This is a genomic window from Paracoccus sp. J56, from assembly GCF_019633685.1.
Lineage (GTDB): Bacteria > Pseudomonadota > Alphaproteobacteria > Rhodobacterales > Rhodobacteraceae > Paracoccus > Paracoccus kondratievae.
This window is the reverse complement of record NZ_JAFL01000007.1, coordinates 47,911-66,765: the sequence shown is the minus strand read 5'-3', so window position 1 is coordinate 66,765 and position 18,855 is coordinate 47,911. Positions and strand designations below refer to the sequence as shown.

Annotated in this window: 19 protein-coding genes; 16 read left to right on the top strand and 3 right to left on the bottom strand. The window is 64.1% G+C overall.

Going from position 1 to position 18,855, the window contains the following annotated elements:
- Nucleotides 1-18 precede the first annotated feature (18 nt).
- Entirely contained in the window at nt 19-1,122 is a 1,104-nt protein-coding gene (locus M511_RS06855) for a pyridoxal phosphate-dependent aminotransferase (RefSeq protein WP_029371528.1), read from the top strand.
- On the opposite strand, the gene M511_RS06850 is transcribed toward M511_RS06855, so the two are convergent.
- Nucleotides 1,114-1,596, bottom strand: a complete 483-nt coding sequence (locus tag M511_RS06850) for an Lrp/AsnC family transcriptional regulator (RefSeq protein WP_010393682.1) — start codon at nt 1,594-1,596, stop codon at nt 1,114-1,116. The genes M511_RS06855 and M511_RS06850 overlap by 9 nt on opposite strands.
- 123 nt (nt 1,597-1,719) lie before the next feature.
- Here M511_RS06850 and M511_RS06845 point away from each other — a divergent pair, with 123 nt between their 5' ends.
- The 7 genes from M511_RS06845 (at nt 1,720) to ggt (ending at nt 10,249) form a co-directional block, all read left to right on the top strand.
- Complete coding sequence (locus tag M511_RS06845; RefSeq protein WP_010393684.1) at nt 1,720-2,064, top strand: DUF2849 domain-containing protein; 345 nt, start codon at nt 1,720-1,722, stop codon at nt 2,062-2,064.
- Nucleotides 2,057-3,712, top strand: coding sequence for a nitrite/sulfite reductase (locus M511_RS06840; RefSeq protein WP_085501762.1), 1,656 nt, complete (start codon nt 2,057-2,059; stop codon nt 3,710-3,712). Before M511_RS06845 ends, M511_RS06840 begins: the two co-directional genes overlap by 8 nt.
- Nucleotides 3,705-4,436: a phosphoadenylyl-sulfate reductase gene (locus tag M511_RS06835; protein WP_085501761.1), complete on the top strand. Its 732-nt coding sequence runs from the start codon at nt 3,705-3,707 to the stop codon at nt 4,434-4,436. Before M511_RS06840 ends, M511_RS06835 begins: the two co-directional genes overlap by 8 nt.
- On the top strand, nt 4,433-4,804 hold the full coding sequence (locus M511_RS06830) for a DUF934 domain-containing protein (protein WP_010393693.1): 372 nt from the start codon (nt 4,433-4,435) through the stop codon (nt 4,802-4,804). Before M511_RS06835 ends, M511_RS06830 begins: the two co-directional genes overlap by 4 nt.
- A 52-nt stretch (nt 4,805-4,856) precedes the next feature.
- The gene (locus M511_RS06825; RefSeq protein WP_010393694.1) at nt 4,857-5,693 is read left to right on the top strand and encodes a ferredoxin--NADP reductase; all 837 of its coding nucleotides are present in this window, start codon (nt 4,857-4,859) and stop codon (nt 5,691-5,693) included.
- A gap of 118 nt (nt 5,694-5,811) precedes the next feature.
- A complete protein-coding gene (gene topA, locus M511_RS06820) occupies nt 5,812-8,367 on the top strand; it encodes a type I DNA topoisomerase (protein ID WP_085501760.1) in 2,556 nt (851 codons plus the stop codon).
- A gap of 142 nt (nt 8,368-8,509) precedes the next feature.
- Nucleotides 8,510-10,249, top strand: a complete 1,740-nt coding sequence (gene ggt / locus M511_RS06815) for a gamma-glutamyltransferase (RefSeq protein WP_085501759.1) — start codon at nt 8,510-8,512, stop codon at nt 10,247-10,249.
- Here ggt and M511_RS06810 read toward each other — a convergent pair.
- Nucleotides 10,243-10,590 carry a DUF488 domain-containing protein gene (locus tag M511_RS06810; protein WP_010393699.1) on the bottom strand — a complete coding sequence of 116 codons (348 nt, stop codon included), beginning with the start codon at nt 10,588-10,590 and terminating at the stop codon, nt 10,243-10,245. The two genes, ggt and M511_RS06810, sit on opposite strands and share 7 nt — an antisense overlap.
- Before the next feature lie 237 nt (nt 10,591-10,827).
- On the opposite strand from M511_RS06810, the gene M511_RS06805 reads away from it, so the two are divergent.
- Nucleotides 10,828-11,406 carry a hypothetical protein gene (locus tag M511_RS06805; protein ID WP_085501758.1) on the top strand — a complete coding sequence of 193 codons (579 nt, stop codon included), beginning with the start codon at nt 10,828-10,830 and terminating at the stop codon, nt 11,404-11,406.
- On the opposite strand, the gene M511_RS06800 is transcribed toward M511_RS06805, so the two are convergent.
- Nucleotides 11,403-11,837: a YbgC/FadM family acyl-CoA thioesterase gene (locus M511_RS06800; protein ID WP_010393703.1), complete on the bottom strand. Its 435-nt coding sequence runs from the start codon at nt 11,835-11,837 to the stop codon at nt 11,403-11,405. The two genes, M511_RS06805 and M511_RS06800, sit on opposite strands and share 4 nt — an antisense overlap.
- A 271-nt stretch (nt 11,838-12,108) precedes the next feature.
- On the opposite strand from M511_RS06800, the gene tolQ reads away from it, so the two are divergent.
- The 7 genes from tolQ to tilS all read left to right on the top strand — a co-directional run bounded on the left by tolQ (nt 12,109) and on the right by tilS (nt 18,841).
- Complete coding sequence (gene tolQ / locus M511_RS06795; protein ID WP_010393705.1) at nt 12,109-12,804, top strand: protein TolQ; 696 nt, start codon at nt 12,109-12,111, stop codon at nt 12,802-12,804.
- Nucleotide 12,805: 1 nt separating this feature from the next.
- A complete protein-coding gene (locus tag M511_RS06790) occupies nt 12,806-13,276 on the top strand; it encodes an ExbD/TolR family protein (protein WP_010393708.1) in 471 nt (156 codons plus the stop codon).
- A 4-nt stretch (nt 13,277-13,280) separates the two neighbouring features.
- On the top strand, nt 13,281-14,777 hold the full coding sequence (locus M511_RS06785) for a protein TolA (protein WP_085501757.1): 1,497 nt from the start codon (nt 13,281-13,283) through the stop codon (nt 14,775-14,777).
- Between the two features lie 76 nt (nt 14,778-14,853).
- On the top strand, nt 14,854-16,164 hold the full coding sequence (gene tolB, locus M511_RS06780; protein ID WP_369750405.1) for a Tol-Pal system beta propeller repeat protein TolB: 1,311 nt from the start codon (nt 14,854-14,856) through the stop codon (nt 16,162-16,164).
- 22 nt (nt 16,165-16,186) lie between these two features.
- Nucleotides 16,187-16,696 (top strand): peptidoglycan-associated lipoprotein Pal, encoded by a 510-nt coding sequence (gene pal / locus M511_RS06775; protein WP_010393715.1) that lies wholly within the window; start codon nt 16,187-16,189, stop codon nt 16,694-16,696.
- Nucleotides 16,696-17,616 carry a tetratricopeptide repeat protein gene (locus M511_RS06770; protein ID WP_227493375.1) on the top strand — a complete coding sequence of 307 codons (921 nt, stop codon included), beginning with the start codon at nt 16,696-16,698 and terminating at the stop codon, nt 17,614-17,616. The genes pal and M511_RS06770 overlap by 1 nt, the downstream gene beginning before the upstream one ends.
- Nucleotides 17,606-18,841, top strand: a complete 1,236-nt coding sequence (gene tilS / locus M511_RS06765) for a tRNA lysidine(34) synthetase TilS (RefSeq protein ID WP_010393718.1) — start codon at nt 17,606-17,608, stop codon at nt 18,839-18,841. Before M511_RS06770 ends, tilS begins: the two co-directional genes overlap by 11 nt.
- Nucleotides 18,842-18,855 lie beyond the last annotated feature (14 nt).

The window sequence follows — 18,855 nt, the reverse complement described above, 5'->3', positions numbered from 1 at the left end:
TGGGTTTTCTGTTGCGGCATGACACGTTTTCGTTTCGCCCCTATTCCCGCCGGACTGCCTGCGACGGTCCCCTTTACCGGTCCCGAGACGCTGGAGCGTCGGCGCGGTGCGCCCTTTCGCGCCCGGCTGGGGGCGAATGAGAACGGCTTTGGCCCCTCTCCCAAGGCGGTCGAGGCGATGGCGCGCGCGGCGGCCGAGGTCTGGAAATACGGCGATCCTGACAGCCATGATCTGCGCCATGCTTTGGCGGCGCATCATGGTGTTGCTCCTGAGAACATCATGCTGGGCGAGGGGGTTGACGGGCTTTTGGGTCTGCTCGTGCGGCTGATGGTGGCCCCGGGCGAAGCGGTGGTGACTTCTGAGGGGGCCTATCCGACCTTCAATTATCACGTTGCCGGTTTTGGTGGACGGCTGAGCAAAGTTTCCTATCGTGACGATGCCGAGGACCCCGATGCCCTGATTGCGGCAACGCGTGAGACCGGGGCGCGGCTTGTCTATCTGGCCAATCCCGACAACCCGATGGGCAGCTGGCACGAGGGGGCGCGGATCGAGGCGATGCTGGATGATCTGCCCGAAGGCAGCCTGCTGGTTCTGGATGAGGCGTATGCTGAATTCGCCCCTGTTTTGGCCATTCCCCGGATTGACCCGGAAGATGCGCGGGTGATCCGGTTCCGGACCTTTTCCAAGGCCTATGCCATGGCCGGGATGCGCATCGGCTATGCCATCGGTCCGGCCGAGCTGATCGCCGGGTTCGACCGCATCCGCAACCATTTCGGCATCAGCCGAACCGCCCAGATTGGTGCTCTTGCCGCGCTGGAGGATCAGGACTGGCTGGGCCATGTGCAGGCCCAGACCGCCGCGGCCCGTGCCCGGATCGCCGGGATTGCAGCTGACAACGGGTTGAGCGCCCTGCCTTCGGCCACGAATTTCGTCACCATCGACTGCGGCCGCGATGGCGCCTTTGCCCGCGCCCTGCTTGAGGCGCTGGCGAGCGAGGGCATCTTTGTACGCATGCCCGGCGTTGCACCGCTTGACCGCTGTATCCGCGTCTCATGCGGGCCTGAGGCAGAGCTTTCTGCTTTTGCCGAGGCGCTGCCGCGCGCGCTGGCCGCCCTAGCTTAGAGGCAGGGCGGTCGTCGCCTTGAGCTCTTCCATCGACAAAAGCGCGGTGACGTTGTGGATCCTGACCTCTGAGATCAGCGCCTGATAAAAGCGGTCATAGGCGCGCGCGTTGCGGACCCGGACCTTAAGGATGTAGTCGATGTCGCCGGCCAGGCGGTGCGCCTCGATCACCTCGGGGCGCGAGCGGACGGCGGACAGAAAGCGTCGCGCCCATTCGGGGTCATGCTCGCTGGTGCGGATCAGCACGAAGAAACAGGCGTCGAGCCCAAGGGAATCGGGGTCAAGCAGCGCGACCTGGGCGCGGATCACTCCGGCCTCGCGCAGCTTGCGAATCCGGTTCCAGACCGGGGTCTTGGACGCCCCCACACGGGCCGCAATATCGTCCAGCGACAGGGTCGCGTCCTCTTGCAGCAGGGACAGGATTTTGCGGTCAGTGTCGTCCAGCCGGATGGGTGTTTGTCGCTCGTCGCTCATTGTGAAATTGCGTCCTGACTATTTGCGCCATTACGGGACATGTTTCTTATTTTTCTGGCCCACTCGTCAATATGGGGGATTTTTTTCTATATAGACAGGACAGGAAACGAAAGGCAAAGGGCCATGTCCAAAGGCTTTACCCCATCCCCCGCGACCCCCGCCGTCATTACCGCCAATGATCTGCGTCAGGGCCATTGCGTGTGGATGCGCGACGGGGGCTGGACCGCTGACCCGCGTGAGGCCGATCTGTTCGAGGATGAGGCCATCGCCGATCTGGCGCTGCTCGACGCTTTGTCGCAGGGCAATATCGTCGTCGGCCCCTACCTGGCCGAGGCCCGCCGCGGTCCCGATGGCCGCCCCGAGCCCACGCATTTCCGCGAAGCGTTCCGCCGCCGCGGTCCGTCCAATTATTTCCACGGCAAGCAAGCCGAGTTCGCCCAGTCCGAAGTCGAGGCCAGCAATGTTTGACGCGCGTCCCCAGCACAACGAATACCTGCGCCACCGCGCCCAGCAATTCCGCCAGCAGGTCGAGCGGCGCTTGAACGGCAGCCTGACCGAGGATGAGTTTCGCCCTCTGCGGCTGATGAATGGTGTCTACCTGCAGCTGCATGCCTATATGCTGCGGGTGGCCATTCCCTATGGCACGATCAGCCCCGACCAGATGCGCACGCTGGCGCTGCTGGCCAAGAAATGGGACAAGGGTTACGGTCACTGGACTACCCGCCAGAATATCCAGTTCAACTGGCCGAAGCTGGTTGATATCCCGGATATGCTGGACGCTTTGGCCGATGTCGGGCTGCATGCCATCCAGACCTCGGGCAACACGATCCGAAATGTGACGACTGATGCCTTTGCCGGCGCGGCTGCTGACGAGGTTGCCGATCCGCGCCCCTATGCCGAGCTGCTGCGGCAATGGTCCACCGACCATGGCGAATTCCAGTTCCTGCCGCGCAAGTTCAAGATCGCCGTCTCGGGCGGCAAGAGGGACCGCGCGGTCATCGCCGCCCATGACATCGGCCTGCGCCTTAAGCGTAACGAGCAGGGTGAACTGGGCTATCAGGTCTGGATCGGCGGCGGGCTGGGCCGTACGCCCTTGCTGGGGCAGGTGGTGCGTGAGTTCCTGCCCGAAGGCGATCTGCTGCCCTATGTCGAGGCGATCATCGCGACCTACAACCTCTCGGGCCGGCGCGACAACAAATACAAGGCGCGCATCAAGATCACCGTGGCCGAGCGCGGCCTTGACGTGATGCGCGAAGAGATCGAGGCCGAGTTTGAGCGTCGCCGCAAGGTCTTTACCGGCGTCGATCAGGACCTGCTGGCCGCGCTGAAAAGCCTTTACGCCCCACCAGCCTTCCGTAACGAGCCCGAAGGTGATTACGAACAGCACCGCGCGGCAAATCCGGCCTTCCGCAGCTGGACCGACACCAACCTGTCGGCCCATAAGGTCGATGGCTATGCCAGCGTCACCGTCACCTTTAAGGCACCGGGCGCGACGCCGGGCGATGCTTCGGCTGAACAGATGCGCCTGCTGGCCGATCTGGCCGAGCGTTACGGCCATCACGATCTGCGCATCAGCCATGAACAGAACGTGGTCCTGCCGCATGTTCACAAATCGGACCTGTTCGCGGTCTATCAAGAGCTGAAGGCAGCCGGTCTGGCCACCGCCAATGCCGGGCTGATCAGTGATATCGTTGCCTGCCCGGGCATGGATTACTGCACGCTGGCGACTGCCCGCTCGATTCCGATCGCACAGGACATCGCCGAGCATTTCCGCGCCCGTGGTCTTGAAGAAGAGATCGGCCAGTTCAACATCCGCATCTCGGGTTGCATCAACGCCTGCGGCCATCATCACCTGGGCCATATCGGTATTCTGGGCCTCGATCGTGCCGGGGTCGAGAACTATCAGATCACGCTGGGTGGTGACGGTTATGACATTCCGGCCATTGGCCAGCGCGCCGGCGCTGGCTTCCCGGCCGAAGAGGTGGTGCCGGCCATCGACCGCGTCATCAACGCCTATCTGGAACTGCGCGAATCGCCCGAAGAGCGCTTTATTGACACCTATCGCCGTGTAGGGGTGGCTCCGTTCAAGGCGGCGCTGTATCCGGCCGATGCTTGATCAGACGCTGGATGCCCGCGCCGCGCGGCTGAACGACCGCTATCGTCACCATGCCGCGACCGAGGTGTTGCGGCGTGCCCTGCGCGACCCCGATCTGGGCGAGACGGCGCTGGTTTCCAGCTTCGGTTCGGAATCGGTGGTGCTGCTGCATATGGTCTCGGTGGTGGCGCCGGGGACTCCGGTGTTGTTCATCGACACGATGATGCTGTTCCAGGAGACGCTGGATTATCAGCTTGAGGTCACCGAAAAGCTGAAGCTGACCGATGTGCGGGTGGTCCGCGCGACCGAGCGTGAGGTGGCGTTGAACGACCCCGACGGCACGCTGCACCAGTTCAACGCTGATGCTTGCTGCGATCTGCGCAAGACCGTACCGCTTGAACGTGAGCTGTCCAGGTTCGACGCCTGGATCACGGGACGCAAACGCTTTCAGGGCGGTGCCCGCAAAGAGCTTGAGTTCTTTGAGGCCGAGCCTCCGGCGCGGCTGCGCATCAACCCTCTGGCGCATTGGCGGCCGCAGGACGTTCAGGACTACATGGCCGAAAACAACCTGCCGCGCCATCCTCTGGTCGCCAAGGGTTACGCCTCGATCGGCTGCGCACCCTGCACCTCGCCCGTCAGACCAGGCGAAGACCCGCGCGCAGGGCGCTGGCGGGGCAGCGCCAAGACCGAATGCGGCATCCATTTCATCGGCGGGCGCATGGTCCGCACAGGAGCAAAGGCATGAGCGAATTCTTTCTGGTCCGCGATGACGGTTTCCACCCCCATGACGGGGCCGAGCCGGTTGTCCTGGCGCCGGATACCGATCCGGACAGCCTTGACGGCTATCTTGGTCATGAGCTGATCGCCATCGACTTTCCGGCCATGACCGACGGACGCGGCTTTTCGCTGGCCCGCATTCTGCGCGAAAAGGGCTATCAGGGCCGGCTGCGCGCGGTTGGCGGGCTGATTGCCGATCAATATGCCATGGCGCGTCGCGTGGGCTTTGACGAGGTGCAGATCCCGGCTGCGCTGGCCGAGCGCCAGCCGCAAGAGCAGTGGCTGTATCGTGCCGATTGGCAGGTCTGGGACCATCGGTCGCGGCTTGCTGGCTGAACCCGGGGTTTCACCCCGCCCCCTCATGCATTAGATAAACCGGGACCCCGATATGACGTTGGATCTTTCCGTGGATATTGCCGCCAAACCCGCCAAGACCCTGCCCGATGCCCAGACCGTGACCTCGGTCCGGCACTGGACGGATCGCCTGTTCTCGTTCCGGGTGACGCGACCGGCGTCCCTGCGCTTTCGTTCGGGCGAGTTCGTGATGATCGGCCTGCCCGATGACAATGGCAAGCCGATCCTGCGCGCCTATTCCATTGCCTCTCCGGCATGGGATGATGAGCTTGAGTTCTACTCGATCAAGGTGCCGGACGGGCCGCTGACCTCGCGGCTGCAGAACATTCAGCCGGGCGACCAGATCATCCTGCGTCCCAAGCCCGTCGGCACGCTGGTTCTGGACGCGCTTCTGCCCGGCAAGCGGCTGTGGTTCCTGGCGACCGGCACAGGCATTGCGCCCTTTGCCTCGCTGATGCGCGACCCCGAAACCTATGAGCGGTACGAGCAGGTGATCATGATGCACACCTGCCGCACCGCGGATGAGCTGACCTATGGTCGCGAGCTGGTCGAGAACCTGCGCCACGACCCGCTTTTGGGTGAGCTTTACGGTGAAGAGTTCTTTAACCGGCTGCTTTATTACCCGACGACCACGCGGGAAGAGTCGCCCTTTATGGGCCGGATTACCGATAACCTGACCTCGGGCAAGGTCTTTGCCGACCTGAACTTGCCGCCGATGGATGCAGCGAATGACCGCGCCATGATCTGCGGCAGCCTTGCCTTTAACACCGACGTCAAAGCGGTGCTTGAGGGCTTTGGCCTGCGCGAAGGCGCCAACAGCGAACCGCGCGAATTTGTGGTCGAAAAGGCCTTCGTGGGCGACGGGATCTGATTTGGCCCAGCCCGAAACCCTGAATTTTCAGGGATATTCGGGCGGGACGGCAGGCCGGCGTTGACAGTTCGTCGGCTGCCCCCCATGTTCCGGCGCCGAATCAAGCGAAGGAATCTTCATGCCTGTCGTCGTCGTTGAATCTCCGGCCAAGGCCAAAACGATCAACAAATATCTGGGCGACGACTATACCGTTCTGGCCTCGTTCGGTCATGTGCGCGACCTGCCGCCCAAGGATGGCAGCGTCGATCCCGAGGCGGATTTCGCCATGAAATGGGAGGTCGCGGCCGAATCGAGAAAGCACGTCAAGGCGATCAAGGACGCGCTGGCTTCGGACCCGACCCTGATCCTTGCCACCGACCCTGACCGCGAAGGCGAGGCGATTTCCTGGCACCTGCTTGAAACCCTTGCCCCGGCGCTGAAGAAAGGGGCCGAGGTCAGCCGTGTCACCTTTAACGCGATCACCAAATCCGCAGTGACCGAGGCCATGGCGAACCCCCGCCAGATCGACCAGCCGCTGGTCGATGCCTATCTGGCGCGGCGGGCGCTGGATTACCTTGTCGGTTTCAACCTGTCTCCGGTCCTGTGGCGCAAGCTGCCGGGTGCGAAATCGGCAGGCCGGGTGCAATCGGTCGCCCTGCGCATCATCGTTGACCGCGAGATGGAGATCGAGGCCTTCAAGGCCCGGGAATACTGGACCGTCCACGCCCGGCTTGCGACGCCGCGTGGCGATGAGTTCGATGCCAACCTGACAGTTTTTGGCGGCAGGAAGCTTGAGCGTTTCGACCTGGCGACCGAAGAGCAGGCGAAATTGGCTGTCACTGCCATCACCTCGCGCGATCTCAAGGTGCTCAGCGTTGCGGCCAAGCCTGCCAGCCGCAATCCGTGGCCGCCCTTCATGACCTCGACCCTGCAGCAAGAGGCCAGCCGCAAGCTGGGTCTTGGCGCGCGGGCTTGCATGTCCGCGGCGCAGCGCCTCTATGAGGCGGGCTATATCACCTATATGCGAACCGACGGCATCGACATGGCGCCCGAGGCGGTGATGGCGGCGCGTGATGCGATCAGGGCGCGGTTCGGCGCCGAGTACCTGCCGAAATCGCCGCGCATGTACAAGAACAAGGCCAAGAACGCGCAAGAGGCGCATGAATGTATCCGTCCGACCGACATGATGCTGTCGCCGGACCGGTTGCCGGTTTCGGACAAGGATCAAAAGGCGCTTTACGACCTGATCTGGAAGCGGACGCTGGCCAGCCAGATGGAATCGGCGCGGATGGAGCGTACCACGGTCGAGATCGGCTCGGCCGATGGACAGGTCGGTCTGCGGGCCACTGGTCAGGTGATGCTGTTTGACGGCTTTCTCAAGATCTATGATCAGGGCCGCGACGACGAAGAGGATGAGGACGGCCGCCGCCTGCCGCTGATCCACGAGGGCGAGGCCCCCGAAAAGCGTTCGGTCACGCCCGAACAGCATTTCACCCAGCCCCCGCCGCGCTATACCGAGGCAACGCTGGTCAAACGCATGGAAGAGCTGGGGATCGGCCGGCCTTCGACTTATGCCTCGATCATCGGCACGATCCAGGAACGCGACTATGTCCGCAAGGAACAGAACCGCCTGATCCCCGAGGATAAGGGCCGCCTGGTCACGATCTTTTTGCAAAAATACTTTCCGCGCTATGTCAGCTATGACTTCACCGCCAATCTGGAAGGTGAGCTGGACGATATCTCGTCGGGCGAGCGGGCCTATCGTGAAGTGCTGCGCCGCTTTTGGCGCGATTTCACCGCGGCGCTGGAAAGCACGGCGGATCTGCGTATCGGCGAAGTGCTTGAGGCGATTGACGACGCGCTGGCCCCGCATCTTTACCCGCCGCGTCCCGATGGTTCGGACCCCCGCGAATGCCCGCTGTGCCACAAGGGGCGGCTGCATCTGAAAACCGCGCGTTCAGGTGGGGCGTTCATCGGGTGTTCAAACTATCCCGAATGCCGCTTTACCCGGCCGATCAGCTCGCCCGAGGGCGAGGTCATGGGCGACACCGTCCTGGGCGTCGACAATGGTGATGAGATCAGTCTGAAGAACGGCCGATTTGGCCCCTATGTCCAGCGCGGCGAGGCGACGGCCGAGAATCCCAAGCCGCCGCGCGCCTCGATCCCCAAGGGTTGGGATACCGGGTCGGTCGATCTTGAGCGGGCGCTGGCGCTGCTGGCCCTGCCGCGCGAAATCGGCCCCCATCCCGAGGACGGCGTGCTGGTCGAGGCCGGGATCGGCCGCTATGGCCCCTATGTCAAACATGGCGCGACCTATGCCAACCTGCCCGATGTGGACGAGGTGTTTACCATCGGCATGAATCGCGCGGTCGAGGTCCTGGCCTCGAAACGGGGTCGTGGCCGGGCGGCGCCCGCTGCACCTTTGGCCGAACTGGGCGAGCATCCCCAGGGCGGGCCGGTGCAGGTGCTTGATGGGCGTTATGGGCCCTATGTCAAATGGGGCAAGGTCAACGCCACGCTGCCCAGGGATCTTGCCCCCGGCGATGTCACGCTTGAGCGCGCGCTTGAGCTGATTTCGGAGAAAGCGGCGAAATCGGGCAAGAAGCCGGCCAGGAAAGCTGCGGCGAAAAAGCCGGCAGCCGCCAAAAAGCCTGCTGCCAAGAAGACGGCCTCAAAGGCGAAAAAAGCCGAGTAACGGCGTTCCCCCGGTGGTGGGGACGCTGACCGGGACCGGATGCGGCGATCCTTTGCCGCATCGCAGGCTTGCGGCATATCGCTTTTGACCTTCGCCATTCTGCTGCTAGGCTCGCCCCTGCGCGGGTCAAGCAGAGGGCGTGATGAACAAACGAATTTTCAAAACCGGCAGCATTGCAGCATTCGCCTTGGCAGTCGGCATCAGCCAGCCTGTCATGGCGCAAGAGTCGGCGTTCTTTGATCCGATGGATCGCATCCATCCGGTCTGGGCTGAAAATGGCATGGTATCGGCCCAGGAGCGGCTGGCGGCCGAGATCGGCCGCGACATTCTGGCCAAGGGCGGCAATGCGGTCGACGCCGGTGTGGCGGTGGCCTTTGCGCTGGCGGTGACGCTGCCACGGGCAGGCAACATCGGCGGTGGTGGTTTTATGCTGATCCATGACGCCAATACCGGCCAGACCCACGCCATCGACTATCGTGAGATGGCGCCGCAGGGTGCCTCGCGCGATATGTTCCTGAATGCGGCGGGTGATGCCGACAGCGACAGGTCGCTTTACAGCGGCGCGGCATCAGGGGTGCCGGGGACGGTCGCGGGGATGAAACTCGCGCTTGAGAACTATGGCAGTATGGAATGGACCGAGGTCATCGCCCCGGCGATCCGGCTGGCCGAAGAGGGGATCACCGTCACGCCCGAGCTTGCCGACAGTATCGAGGCCGAGCGTGAGCATCTGGAGAAATTCCCCTCGACCGCCGCGGTCTTTTTCAAAGAGGGCGGGGAAGCCTATCGCCCCGGCGACCGGCTGGTGCAGGCCGATCTGGCCAAAACGCTGAAAAAGATCGCTGCCGAAGGGCCGGACGGTTTCTACAAGGGCGAGGTGGCCGAGGCTATCGCCAAGGCCGTGCAAGAGGCGGGGGGCGTGATCACGCCCGAAGATATGGCCGCCTATAAGCCCATCCTGCGCGAACCCGTGCGCGGAACCTACCGCGGCTATGAGGTGGTCTCGATGCCGCCGCCGTCTTCGGGTGGGGTACACCTGATCCAGATCCTGAACGCGCTTGAGGGCTATCCGATCGGGGCGCTGGGGCAGAACTCGGGTGAGACGATCCACCTGATGGCCGAGGCGATGAAGCTTGCCTATGCCGACCGTTCGGAATATCTGGGCGACCCGGATTTCGTCGATGTGCCGGTAGAGGCACTGACCAGCAAGGATTACGCGGCCGAGATGCGCCGCAAGATCAGTGCTGATTTCGCCACGCCCTCGGTGATGATCAAACCGGCCGGTTTGGCCCCCTATGAATCCGACCAGACCACGCATTTCTCGGTAGTGGACAAGGACGGCAATGCGGTCTCGAACACCTATACCATCAACCTGAATTATGGTTCGGGGCTGGTGGCGGCGGGCACCGGCGTGCTGATGAACAATGAGATGGACGATTTTTCGGCCAAGCCTGGGGTGCCGAATGCCTTTGGCCTTGTCGGGGGCGACGCCAATGCCATCGCGCCGGGCAAGCGGCCGCTGTCGTCCATGACGCCGACCATGGTGCTTAAGGATGGCAAGGTCTGGCTGGTCACCGGCTCGCCCGGCGGGGCACGGATCATCACCACGGTTCTGCAGGTGATCATGAACATGATCGACCACGGCATGAACGTGGCCGAGGCCTCGACTGCGCCGCGCGTCCATCACCAATGGCTGCCTGATGAACTGCGGGTCGAAGAGGGGATCAGCATTGACACCGTCCGCGTCCTGCAGGCCAAGGGTCATGCCGTGGCGCTGAAAGAGGCGATGGGTTCGACCCAGTCGATCATGCGCGACCCCGAGACGGGTTCGGTCTATGGCGCCTCGGACCCGCGCCGGCCGGATGCGGCGACGGTGGGTTACTGAGCCAGATAATCGCGCAGGGCGACGGCGTTGTTATGTTCGCCGTCCCTTGCACCATAAAGCAGCGTCACCGGCCCTGCGTCGATCAGGTCGCGCAATTGCTGCAAGGGGCCGGGGTTCGCATCAAGTTCGGCGGCGTAGCGGCGGCGGAACTCGTCCCACTTTGCCGGGTCATGGCCGAACCAGCGGCAAAGTCCGGCCGAGGGCGCGATTTCTTTCAGCCACAGATCCGCAGCCAGAGCCTCGCGCCGGATACCACGCGGCCAAAAGCGATCGACAAGCACGCGTCTGCCCTCATGTGGCTCGGGTTTGTCATAGGCGCGACGCAAAATGATTTCGTTCATGGCGCACCTCTTTACAGCGTAGCCGGTTATGGTTTGGCAGGTTTTCGCTGCGTTGACTAGCTGTGCGAAACTGGCCAAAACGGCCCCGGTCAGCGTGGGAAAGGCGCATGAGCATGATCATCTCTGGTGCAATGAGAGGCATCGCCAACCGCGCAACCTGCGACACGACAAGGGCGGGCATCGCCTGCTGAAGGCACCCGGCGCCAAGGTATTCACCGGTCAAGGAAAGGCGACATCATGCTCGATGCCGAAGGGATCGCAGCGCTCTTCACGCGCGAGGGGCAATATCTCTGCGCGCGCTGGGGGCGGCCGGTTGCGCCGGTGATCTTTGGCCTGACCGATGAAAGTCTGGCGGTCTTTCGTGACGCCACCCGGGCCGTTCTGGCCCATGCCCGCCACCCGATTGCCGATACCGATCCCGAGATGGGCGCGAACATGCTGACCTTTTTCGTGCGCGACTGGGATGAGTTGCAGGGTATACCCGATCTGGACCGGCTTACCGGCCAAAGCGGACTGCCCGAGCGGTTAAAGGCCAGCGCCGCTGATCAATACCGGCTGTTCCGCTTTGATGCCGACGGGGCGATCCGGGCCTGTATGGCCTTTGTCAATATGGGCGGCGCGCTGGCTGACGCCCATCCGGGCCAACTGGCCGAGACGCTGGCGGTGCGCGCGATGCTGTCCTTTACCCGCGATGTGGTACCGACGCCGGAACTCGCCAGCCTGATCCGCGCGGCCTATGACCCGGTCATGCCCGCCGTGGCGACCGATCCATCACATGCGCTGCGGCTGGCGGCGCGAATGGATCGTGAAGGCTAGAGGGGACTGTCTGCCAGATAAGGCGACAGTTTTTCGATCAGGGCTGCTGGTATCCGTGCCGCGCGCATCTGGGCGTTGATATGGGCCAGCTCAATCTCGATCTGCACCAGCATTTCCTTATCGCGGTAGAATGCGTGGCGAATGCGCAGGCTCGCGCCCCGGATGGCGATGACCGAGGATTCGCAGCGGATCAGATCGTCAAGCCGCGCCGGCCGCTGCCATGAGATCGAGGCGTTGCGCGCGACGAATTGCCCGCCCTCGGCGCTGACCAGCGGATAGCCGACATGGCGCAGCAGCTCCGAGCGGCTGCGCTCGGCGAACTCCATGTATTTTGAATGGTAGACGATCCCGCCCGCGTCGGTTTCGGCGTAATAGACCCGGTAGGTCTGGACAAAGACGTTTTCGGCCTGCACGGGGGATGTAGACGGCATGTTCCGGGTTTCCTTGTTCTTTGGGGACAGGGCCCAAGGACATGAAATCAGCGTCCGCAGGTGCGGGGCGGCTCATGCCCTGCTAGCCAGATTGCACCTTTGGGTCAATGCGGGCGCCCCCTTGGACCGATGTGGCGGGATCGCCGCGGATGGCTGTTCTCGCGGTCAATTGACGCAGATTTGACGCAAGCCGGCTTTGCCCCGTTCGGCGGTTCTGTTAACTGCCCATGCAGAAGCCGCACGTCAGCGGCCCAAGGACAGGCCGAATTCCATGGAACAACTCGCCGGAGCCGGACAGCCGGTCGATTTCTCGCTTATCGCGCTTTTCGCACGCGCCTCGCTGACCGTTCAGATCGTCATGGTGATCCTGATCCTCGCCTCGTTCTGGGGCTGGGCGATCATCATTCAGAAGTTCATCACCTTCAACGCCGCCCGGCGCGAGGCGGATCGCTTTGACCGCGCCTTCTGGTCGGGTCAGCCGCTGGATGATCTTTACGACCGGATTGGCGAAAATCCCTCGGGTCCTGCCGAACGCATCTTTTCCTCGGGCATGGCCGAATGGCGCCGCAGTTTGCGCGACGACGGCAATCTGATCGCCGGTGTAACCGCGCGTATCGACCGGGCCATGAATGTCGCCATCAACCGCGAAAATGATCGCCTGACCCGTGGCCTGCCCTTCCTTGCCACGGTCGGTTCGACCGCGCCCTTCATCGGGCTGTTCGGCACCGTCTGGGGCATCAAGACCGCGTTTGAAGAAATTGCTATCTCGCAAAACACGTCGCTTGCCGTGGTTGCGCCGGGCATTGCCGAGGCGCTGGTTGCGACCGCGCTGGGTCTGCTTGCGGCTATTCCGGCGGTGATCTTCTACAACAAGCTCAGCTCGGATGCCGACCGTATCACCGGTGGCTATGAGTCCTTCGCCGACGAATTCTCGACCATACTTTCACGCCAGCTGGACGACGAATAAGATGGGTGCCGGGGTCGTCAAACGCAGCCGCAACGGCAGGGGCAGGGCGCGCGGGCGCAGCCAGCCGATGGCTGAAATCAACGTCACGCCCTTTGTGGACGTGATGCTGGTGCTGCTGATCATCTTTATGGTGGCGGCACCGCTCCTGACCGTGGGCGTGCCCCTGGAGCTGCCCAAGACCGCCGCCCAGGCCGTGCCGGCCGAGCCGGAGGAACCGCTGAGCGTCTCGGTCACGCCCGAGGGGCCGATCCTTGTCATGACCACCGAAGTCCCCGAGGATGAACTGGTCAGCCGTCTGCGCGCTGTCGCCACCGAACGGCAGAGCGACAAGATCTATCTGCGCGCCGACGGCTCGATCCCCTATGCGCGGGTGATGGAGGTGATGGGCGCGCTGAACGCGGCGGGCTTTAACAACATCGTTCTGGTGACCGATGCCGGCGGGCCGCGCATGGATGCGGGTGGGGAAGGCTAGGACGATGGACCGCGCTGAACGCATCGGCTTCTGGGTCTCGGGCGTCGCCCATGCCGGACTGCTGGGCGCGGCGCTGGTGGGCGGCGCGCTGTTCCGGCCCCAGCCGCTGGAGGCCGTGCGCATGGCCGAGGTCGCAACCATGACCGAGGCCGAATTTCAGTCCCTTGCCGCCGCAGCCGCCGGGCGCGGGCCGGTGTCGGACGAGGCTGCGACTACGCCCGCGCAACCGCGCCCGCCCGCCGATGAGAACCGGCTGGGCGAGATCGAGGCGACGAGTCCGCCTGATCCCGATGCGACGGCGGCTGAGCTGTCGCGCCCCTCGGACCGGCCCGAGGCGCGTCCGGACCTGTCAGATTTCGAAAACGCCAGCCGCCCGGTCGAGGTGGCGACCGACACGCCGCGTCCGACCGAGCCTGACAATGCCGTCGAGCTTGCGGCGCTACCGCAAAGTCAGGATCGGCCCGACCCGGCCCGCAACCCGGCACAGCCGCAATCTCCGGCCCCGATTCCGCAGCGTTCGGCGCTGGCTCCGGTTGACTCGGTGCGCCCGCGTGGCCGTCCCGAGGGGCTGGCCGAGGCCGTTCAGGCCCGCCGCGCCGCTGCCGAGGCTGCCCGTGAGCGTGAGCAGCTTTTGGCCCGCGAAGAGGCCGAGGCTGCTGCTGAACGTGCCGCCGCGGCCAAGACTGAGGAAGCCGCCGCCAAACGCGCCGCCGATGAGCGCGCCAAGGAAGAGCGGCGCGAGACAGAACGTAAGCAGGCCGAAGCAGAAGCCGCCCGTAAGGCCGAAGCTGCCGCCGAGCGTGCGCGCCGTCTGGCAGCAGCCGAAGCGGCCGAGAAAGCCGAGGCTGACAAGGCGGCTGCCGAAAAACGCGCCGCTGAGCGTAAGGCAGAGGCCGAGCGCCGCGCAAAAGCCGAAAAGGCCGCCGCCGAGAAAGCTGCTGCTGAAAAAGCAGAGGCAGAGCGCAAGGCCGCTGAGGCCAGGGCCCGCAAGGAGGCTGAGGAAAAGGCGGCCGCTAAGAAAGCTGCCGAGAAGGCCGCAGCCGAAGCCAGGGCCCGGGAAAAGGCCGAGGCCGAGCGCAAGGCAGCCGAGGCCGCCAAACAGGCCGCGCTGGCCGAGGCGATGAAGGATCAGGGCTCGGCCGGTTCGGGTGGTGGCGGGGCAGCCGCGAGCGGTCCTCCGCTGAGCCAGGGCGAAAAGGATGGCTTCCGCGTCGCGGTCGAGGCTTGCTGGAACCGCGGCTCTCTTTCGACCGAGGCCAGCCGTACCACGGTTTCGGTTCGCTTCTCGATGGCCCCGGATGGCACGGTCGAAAAGGGTTCGTTACGCATGATCGGCCATGATGGCGGATCGGACGCGGCGGCGAAACAGGCTTATGAGGCCGCGCGCCGGGCGATCCTGATGTGCGAGCGTGGCGGCTACAATCTGCCGCCCGAGAAATACAACCGCTGGAAGGATGTCATCATCGACTTCAATGCCAGCGGCGGCGCGCGGGTAAAGTGACATGGTATCTCGCCGCGCGACACTTTATCCTGCAACCAAGACCTCCAGAGGGCGATTCATGTTGCGAAAACTTTTTCTGACTTCTGTCATGGCCCTTGCGGGGCTGGGGCTTGCTGCGCCGGTGTTTGCGCAGGACGGGCCGTTGCGAATCGAGATCACCGATGGCGTGATTGAGCCGATGCCCTTTGCTATCGCCCAGTTCCATGATGAGGGCGGGGCAGGCGAATACCTGCAACAGGTGCAAAGCCTGATCGCCGCCGACCTGACCGGGACGGGCCTTTTCCGCGAAATCCCCGCCAGCGCCCATATCGCGCGGCCTGAAAGCTTTGACGCACCGGTTTCCTACGAGGACTGGAAAGCGATCAACGCGCAGGCGCTGATCACTGGCGCCGTGCGGGTCGAAGGTGGCAAGGTCATCGTCAAGTTTCGCCTGTTTGACGTTTTTGCCGGTCAGCCTTTGGGCGATGGCATGCAGTTCGACGCGGCCACGGGCAACTGGCGCCGCGCTGCGCATAAGGCCGCCGATCAGGTCTATTCGCGCCTGACGGGCGAGGGGCCTTATTTCGACAGCCGTGTGGCCTTTGTGCAGGAAAGCGGTCCCAAGGACGCGCGCCGCAAGCGTATCGGCATCATGGATTATGACGGCGCCAATGTGAAATGGCTGACCGACGATTCAACTCTGGTGCTGAAGCCGCGTTTTTCGCCTGACGGGTCGCGGCTGCTTTACACCAGCTATGCCACGGGGTTCCCGCAGGCGATGGTCATGGACGTGAACACGCTGGCCACCCGCTCGCTGGGCTCGGCCCAGCAGGGCACGATGAGCTTTTCACCGCGCTTTTCGCCCGACGGGCGCTGGATCGTCTATTCGCTGGAAAAGAACGGCAATACCGATATCTATCAGATGGATGCCGCGACCGGTGCGCAGCGGGCGCTGACGAATGCCCCGTCGATCGAAACTTCACCCAGCTACAGCCCCGATGGCCGCCAGATCGTGTTTGAAAGCGACCGTTCGGGCACGCCGCAGCTTTACATCATGGGTGCGAATGGCGGAGAGCCCAAGCGGATCAGCTTTGGCGAGGGGCGCTATGGGACCCCGGTCTGGTCGCCGCGTGGTGACATGATCGCCTTTACCCGGCAGGTCAGCGGCAAATTCCACATCGGGGTCATGCGCACCGATGGTTCAGAAGAGAAAATGCTGACGGAATCGTTTCTTGACGAGGGGCCGACTTGGGCCCCCAATGGGCGCGTGGTGATGTTCACGCGGGTGACACCGGGCGGCGACGGCGAGCCGCGCTTGCATTCGGTGGATATCACAGGGCGCAATATGCGTCCGGTCAAGATCAACGGTGCGGCCTCGGACCCCGATTGGGGACCGTTGCTGCCCTGAGGCGCGTGAAATGGACAGAGTTATGAAAACTTTCATTAAAATTGCCGCAGTCGGCGCCGTTTTCGCGCTGGCGGCCTGCGCCCGGCCTATGCCGGATGCGCAGGTTCAGGATCCCTATGCCGGGGCAGGCGGTGCTGGCGGCGTCGGGTCAACGGCGCTGCCGGGCACGGCTGAATATTTCAAGACCGCCGTTGGGGACACGGTTCTTTTCGCCGTTGACCAGTCGACGCTTTCGCCCGAGGGCCGGGTTATTCTGGCCAATCAGGCTGGCTGGCTGAACCAGAACCAGGGTTTCTCGGCGGTGATCGAGGGGCATGCGGACGAACAGGGCACCCGCGAATACAACCTTGCCCTGGGCGCGCGCCGGGCCAACTCGGTTCAGGAGTACCTGATTTCTCAGGGCGTGCCGCCGGGCCGTCTGCGCACGGTCAGCTATGGCAAGGAACGTCCGCTGGCGATCTGTTCGACTGAGGAATGCTATTCCAAAAACCGTCGGGCTGTGACTGTGGTCAGCCCCGGGGCAGGTATGTGATGACCGTCCGGGGCCTCAGGGGATTGATGCTTGCAGCCGGGCTTGCGCTGGCTGCGCTGCCGGCGATGGGGCAGGATGCGGGCACCCTGGCCGACATCCGGGCCGAGCTGAACCAGCTGTCGGCTGATCTGCAGTCGCTGCGGGCGCAGCTGGTTGCCTCGGGACCGGCCGGTTTCGCGGCGGCCGGAGGCGACAGCGCCATTGACCGCATGAACTCGATGGAGATGCGTCTGCAGCAGCTGACCGGCCAGACCGAGCAGTTGCAGAACCGCATCGACCGCATCGTCAGGGATGGTACCACCCGTATCGGCGATATCGAGTTTCGCCTGTGCGAGATGGAAGAGGGCTGCGATCTTGGCAGCCTGACCACGCCTCCGCTGGGCGAACAGGGCGGGACAGGTGCGCTGCCCTCCTCGGACCAGCAAGGTGCCTTGACGCAACCCAGGACCCCTGCGGCTGGGGTCGCCGTGACCGCGGCGGAAAAAGCCGATTTCGACCGGGCCCGGGAGGTGCTCGGTCAAGGTGACTTTCGTCGTGCTGCGGAGCTCTTTGCGGCCATCGCCGAAACCCATACTGGCGGTCCACTGACCGCCGAGGCGCTGTTCCTGCGAGGGGCGGCGCTTGACTCTGCCGGTGATCTTTCAGGCGCGGGGATCGCCTGGCTTGAAAGCTTTGCCGCCAATCCCAACGGACCACAGGCGCCCGATGCCCTTCTGGGCCTGTCCCGGGCCATGTCTGCCAAGGCCGGCCCGCAAGAGGGCTGCTATTACCTTCAGGAAATCCTTGCCCGTTTCCCTGATGCGCCACAGGCCACCGAGGCCGAAAAGCGCATCGCAAGCGCCGGCTGCGACGCCCCGGCCGAGGGCGAGACCGGGGAGATGGACCCCGAGGCTGCAGCGGATCTTGTTGATGGCGGCTGAGCCCGCAACAGTCGAACCCCTTGTCCATACCGTGCTGGACCGCCTTGCCGGTGAACACCAGGCCATCGGCATCGCCCTGTCAGGAGGCGGAGACTCGATGGCCCTGATGCACCTTGCCCATGGCTGGGGGCGCAGACCACTGTTTGCCGCGACAGTCGATCACGGTTTACGCGCGGCCTCGGCTGATGAGGCACAGCAGGCCGGTCTGGCGGCAGCCTCACTTGGTATTTCCCACGAAACTCTGCACTGGACCTATGGCGGCGACGGCAATCTGATGGCGGCCGCGCGCGAAGGACGCCTGCGCCTGCTTTCCGACTGGGCGCGGCGGCGCGGGCTGTCAGCCGTACTTCTGGGCCACACGCTGAATGATCAGGCCGAGACGCTGTTGATGCGGCTTAATCGTGGAGCGGGGGTGGACGGGTTGTCAGCCATGGCCCCCGCGCGTGAGGCTATGGGCGTCACCTGGCTGCGCCCCTTGCTGGAGGTTTCGCGCGCCGATCTGCGGCAATGGTTACGTGGGCGCGGCATTTCCTGGGCTGATGACCCCTCGAACGAGAATGAGGATTATGAGCGTGTGCGTGTCCGCAAGGCCATTGCCGCGCTGGACCTGCCCATACGCCAGATCGCGCGTTCGGCGGCCAATCTTTCGATGGCGCGTGAGGCGCTGTGCGATTTTGCAGCGCGGTTGTCCGAGGGGGCATTCAGTCGCGCGGGGTCTCTGGCACTGCCATTGGATGCCTTTCGCGGTGCCCCGGTCGAGATCAGGCGGCGACTTCTTGTCGCAGGGCTGCGCTTTGTCAGTGGCGCGGCCTACCCCCCCCGGGGGGAGCCGGTGCTGCACGCGCTTGAGGCGCTGGCGGACGGTGCGCGTCTGACACTTGACGGGGTGATCCTGCAACCGCGCGATGGGTTTTTGCTGATGATCCGCGAACCCGCTGCTGCGCGGCGCAGCCCTCCGGTCGAGGGGGAGGGGGCGATTTGGGACCGCCGCTGGCAGATCAAAGGGCTAGAGCCGGGCCAGCAGGTCCGGGCGCTTGGCCACGAACCGCTGCCCGATCTGGAATGGCGCGCCTTGGGCCTGACCCGGGATGAGGCTGCAGCAACGCCGGGTATCTGGGCGGGCAGGAATCTGGCTGCTGCGCCAGCCCTGCAACCGGACATAAAGCTTACCGCGCAACCGCTGCGCGGGCTGGGCGAATTCCGCGCGTTGCTCTATACGCATTGAACCTGACGCCGGAA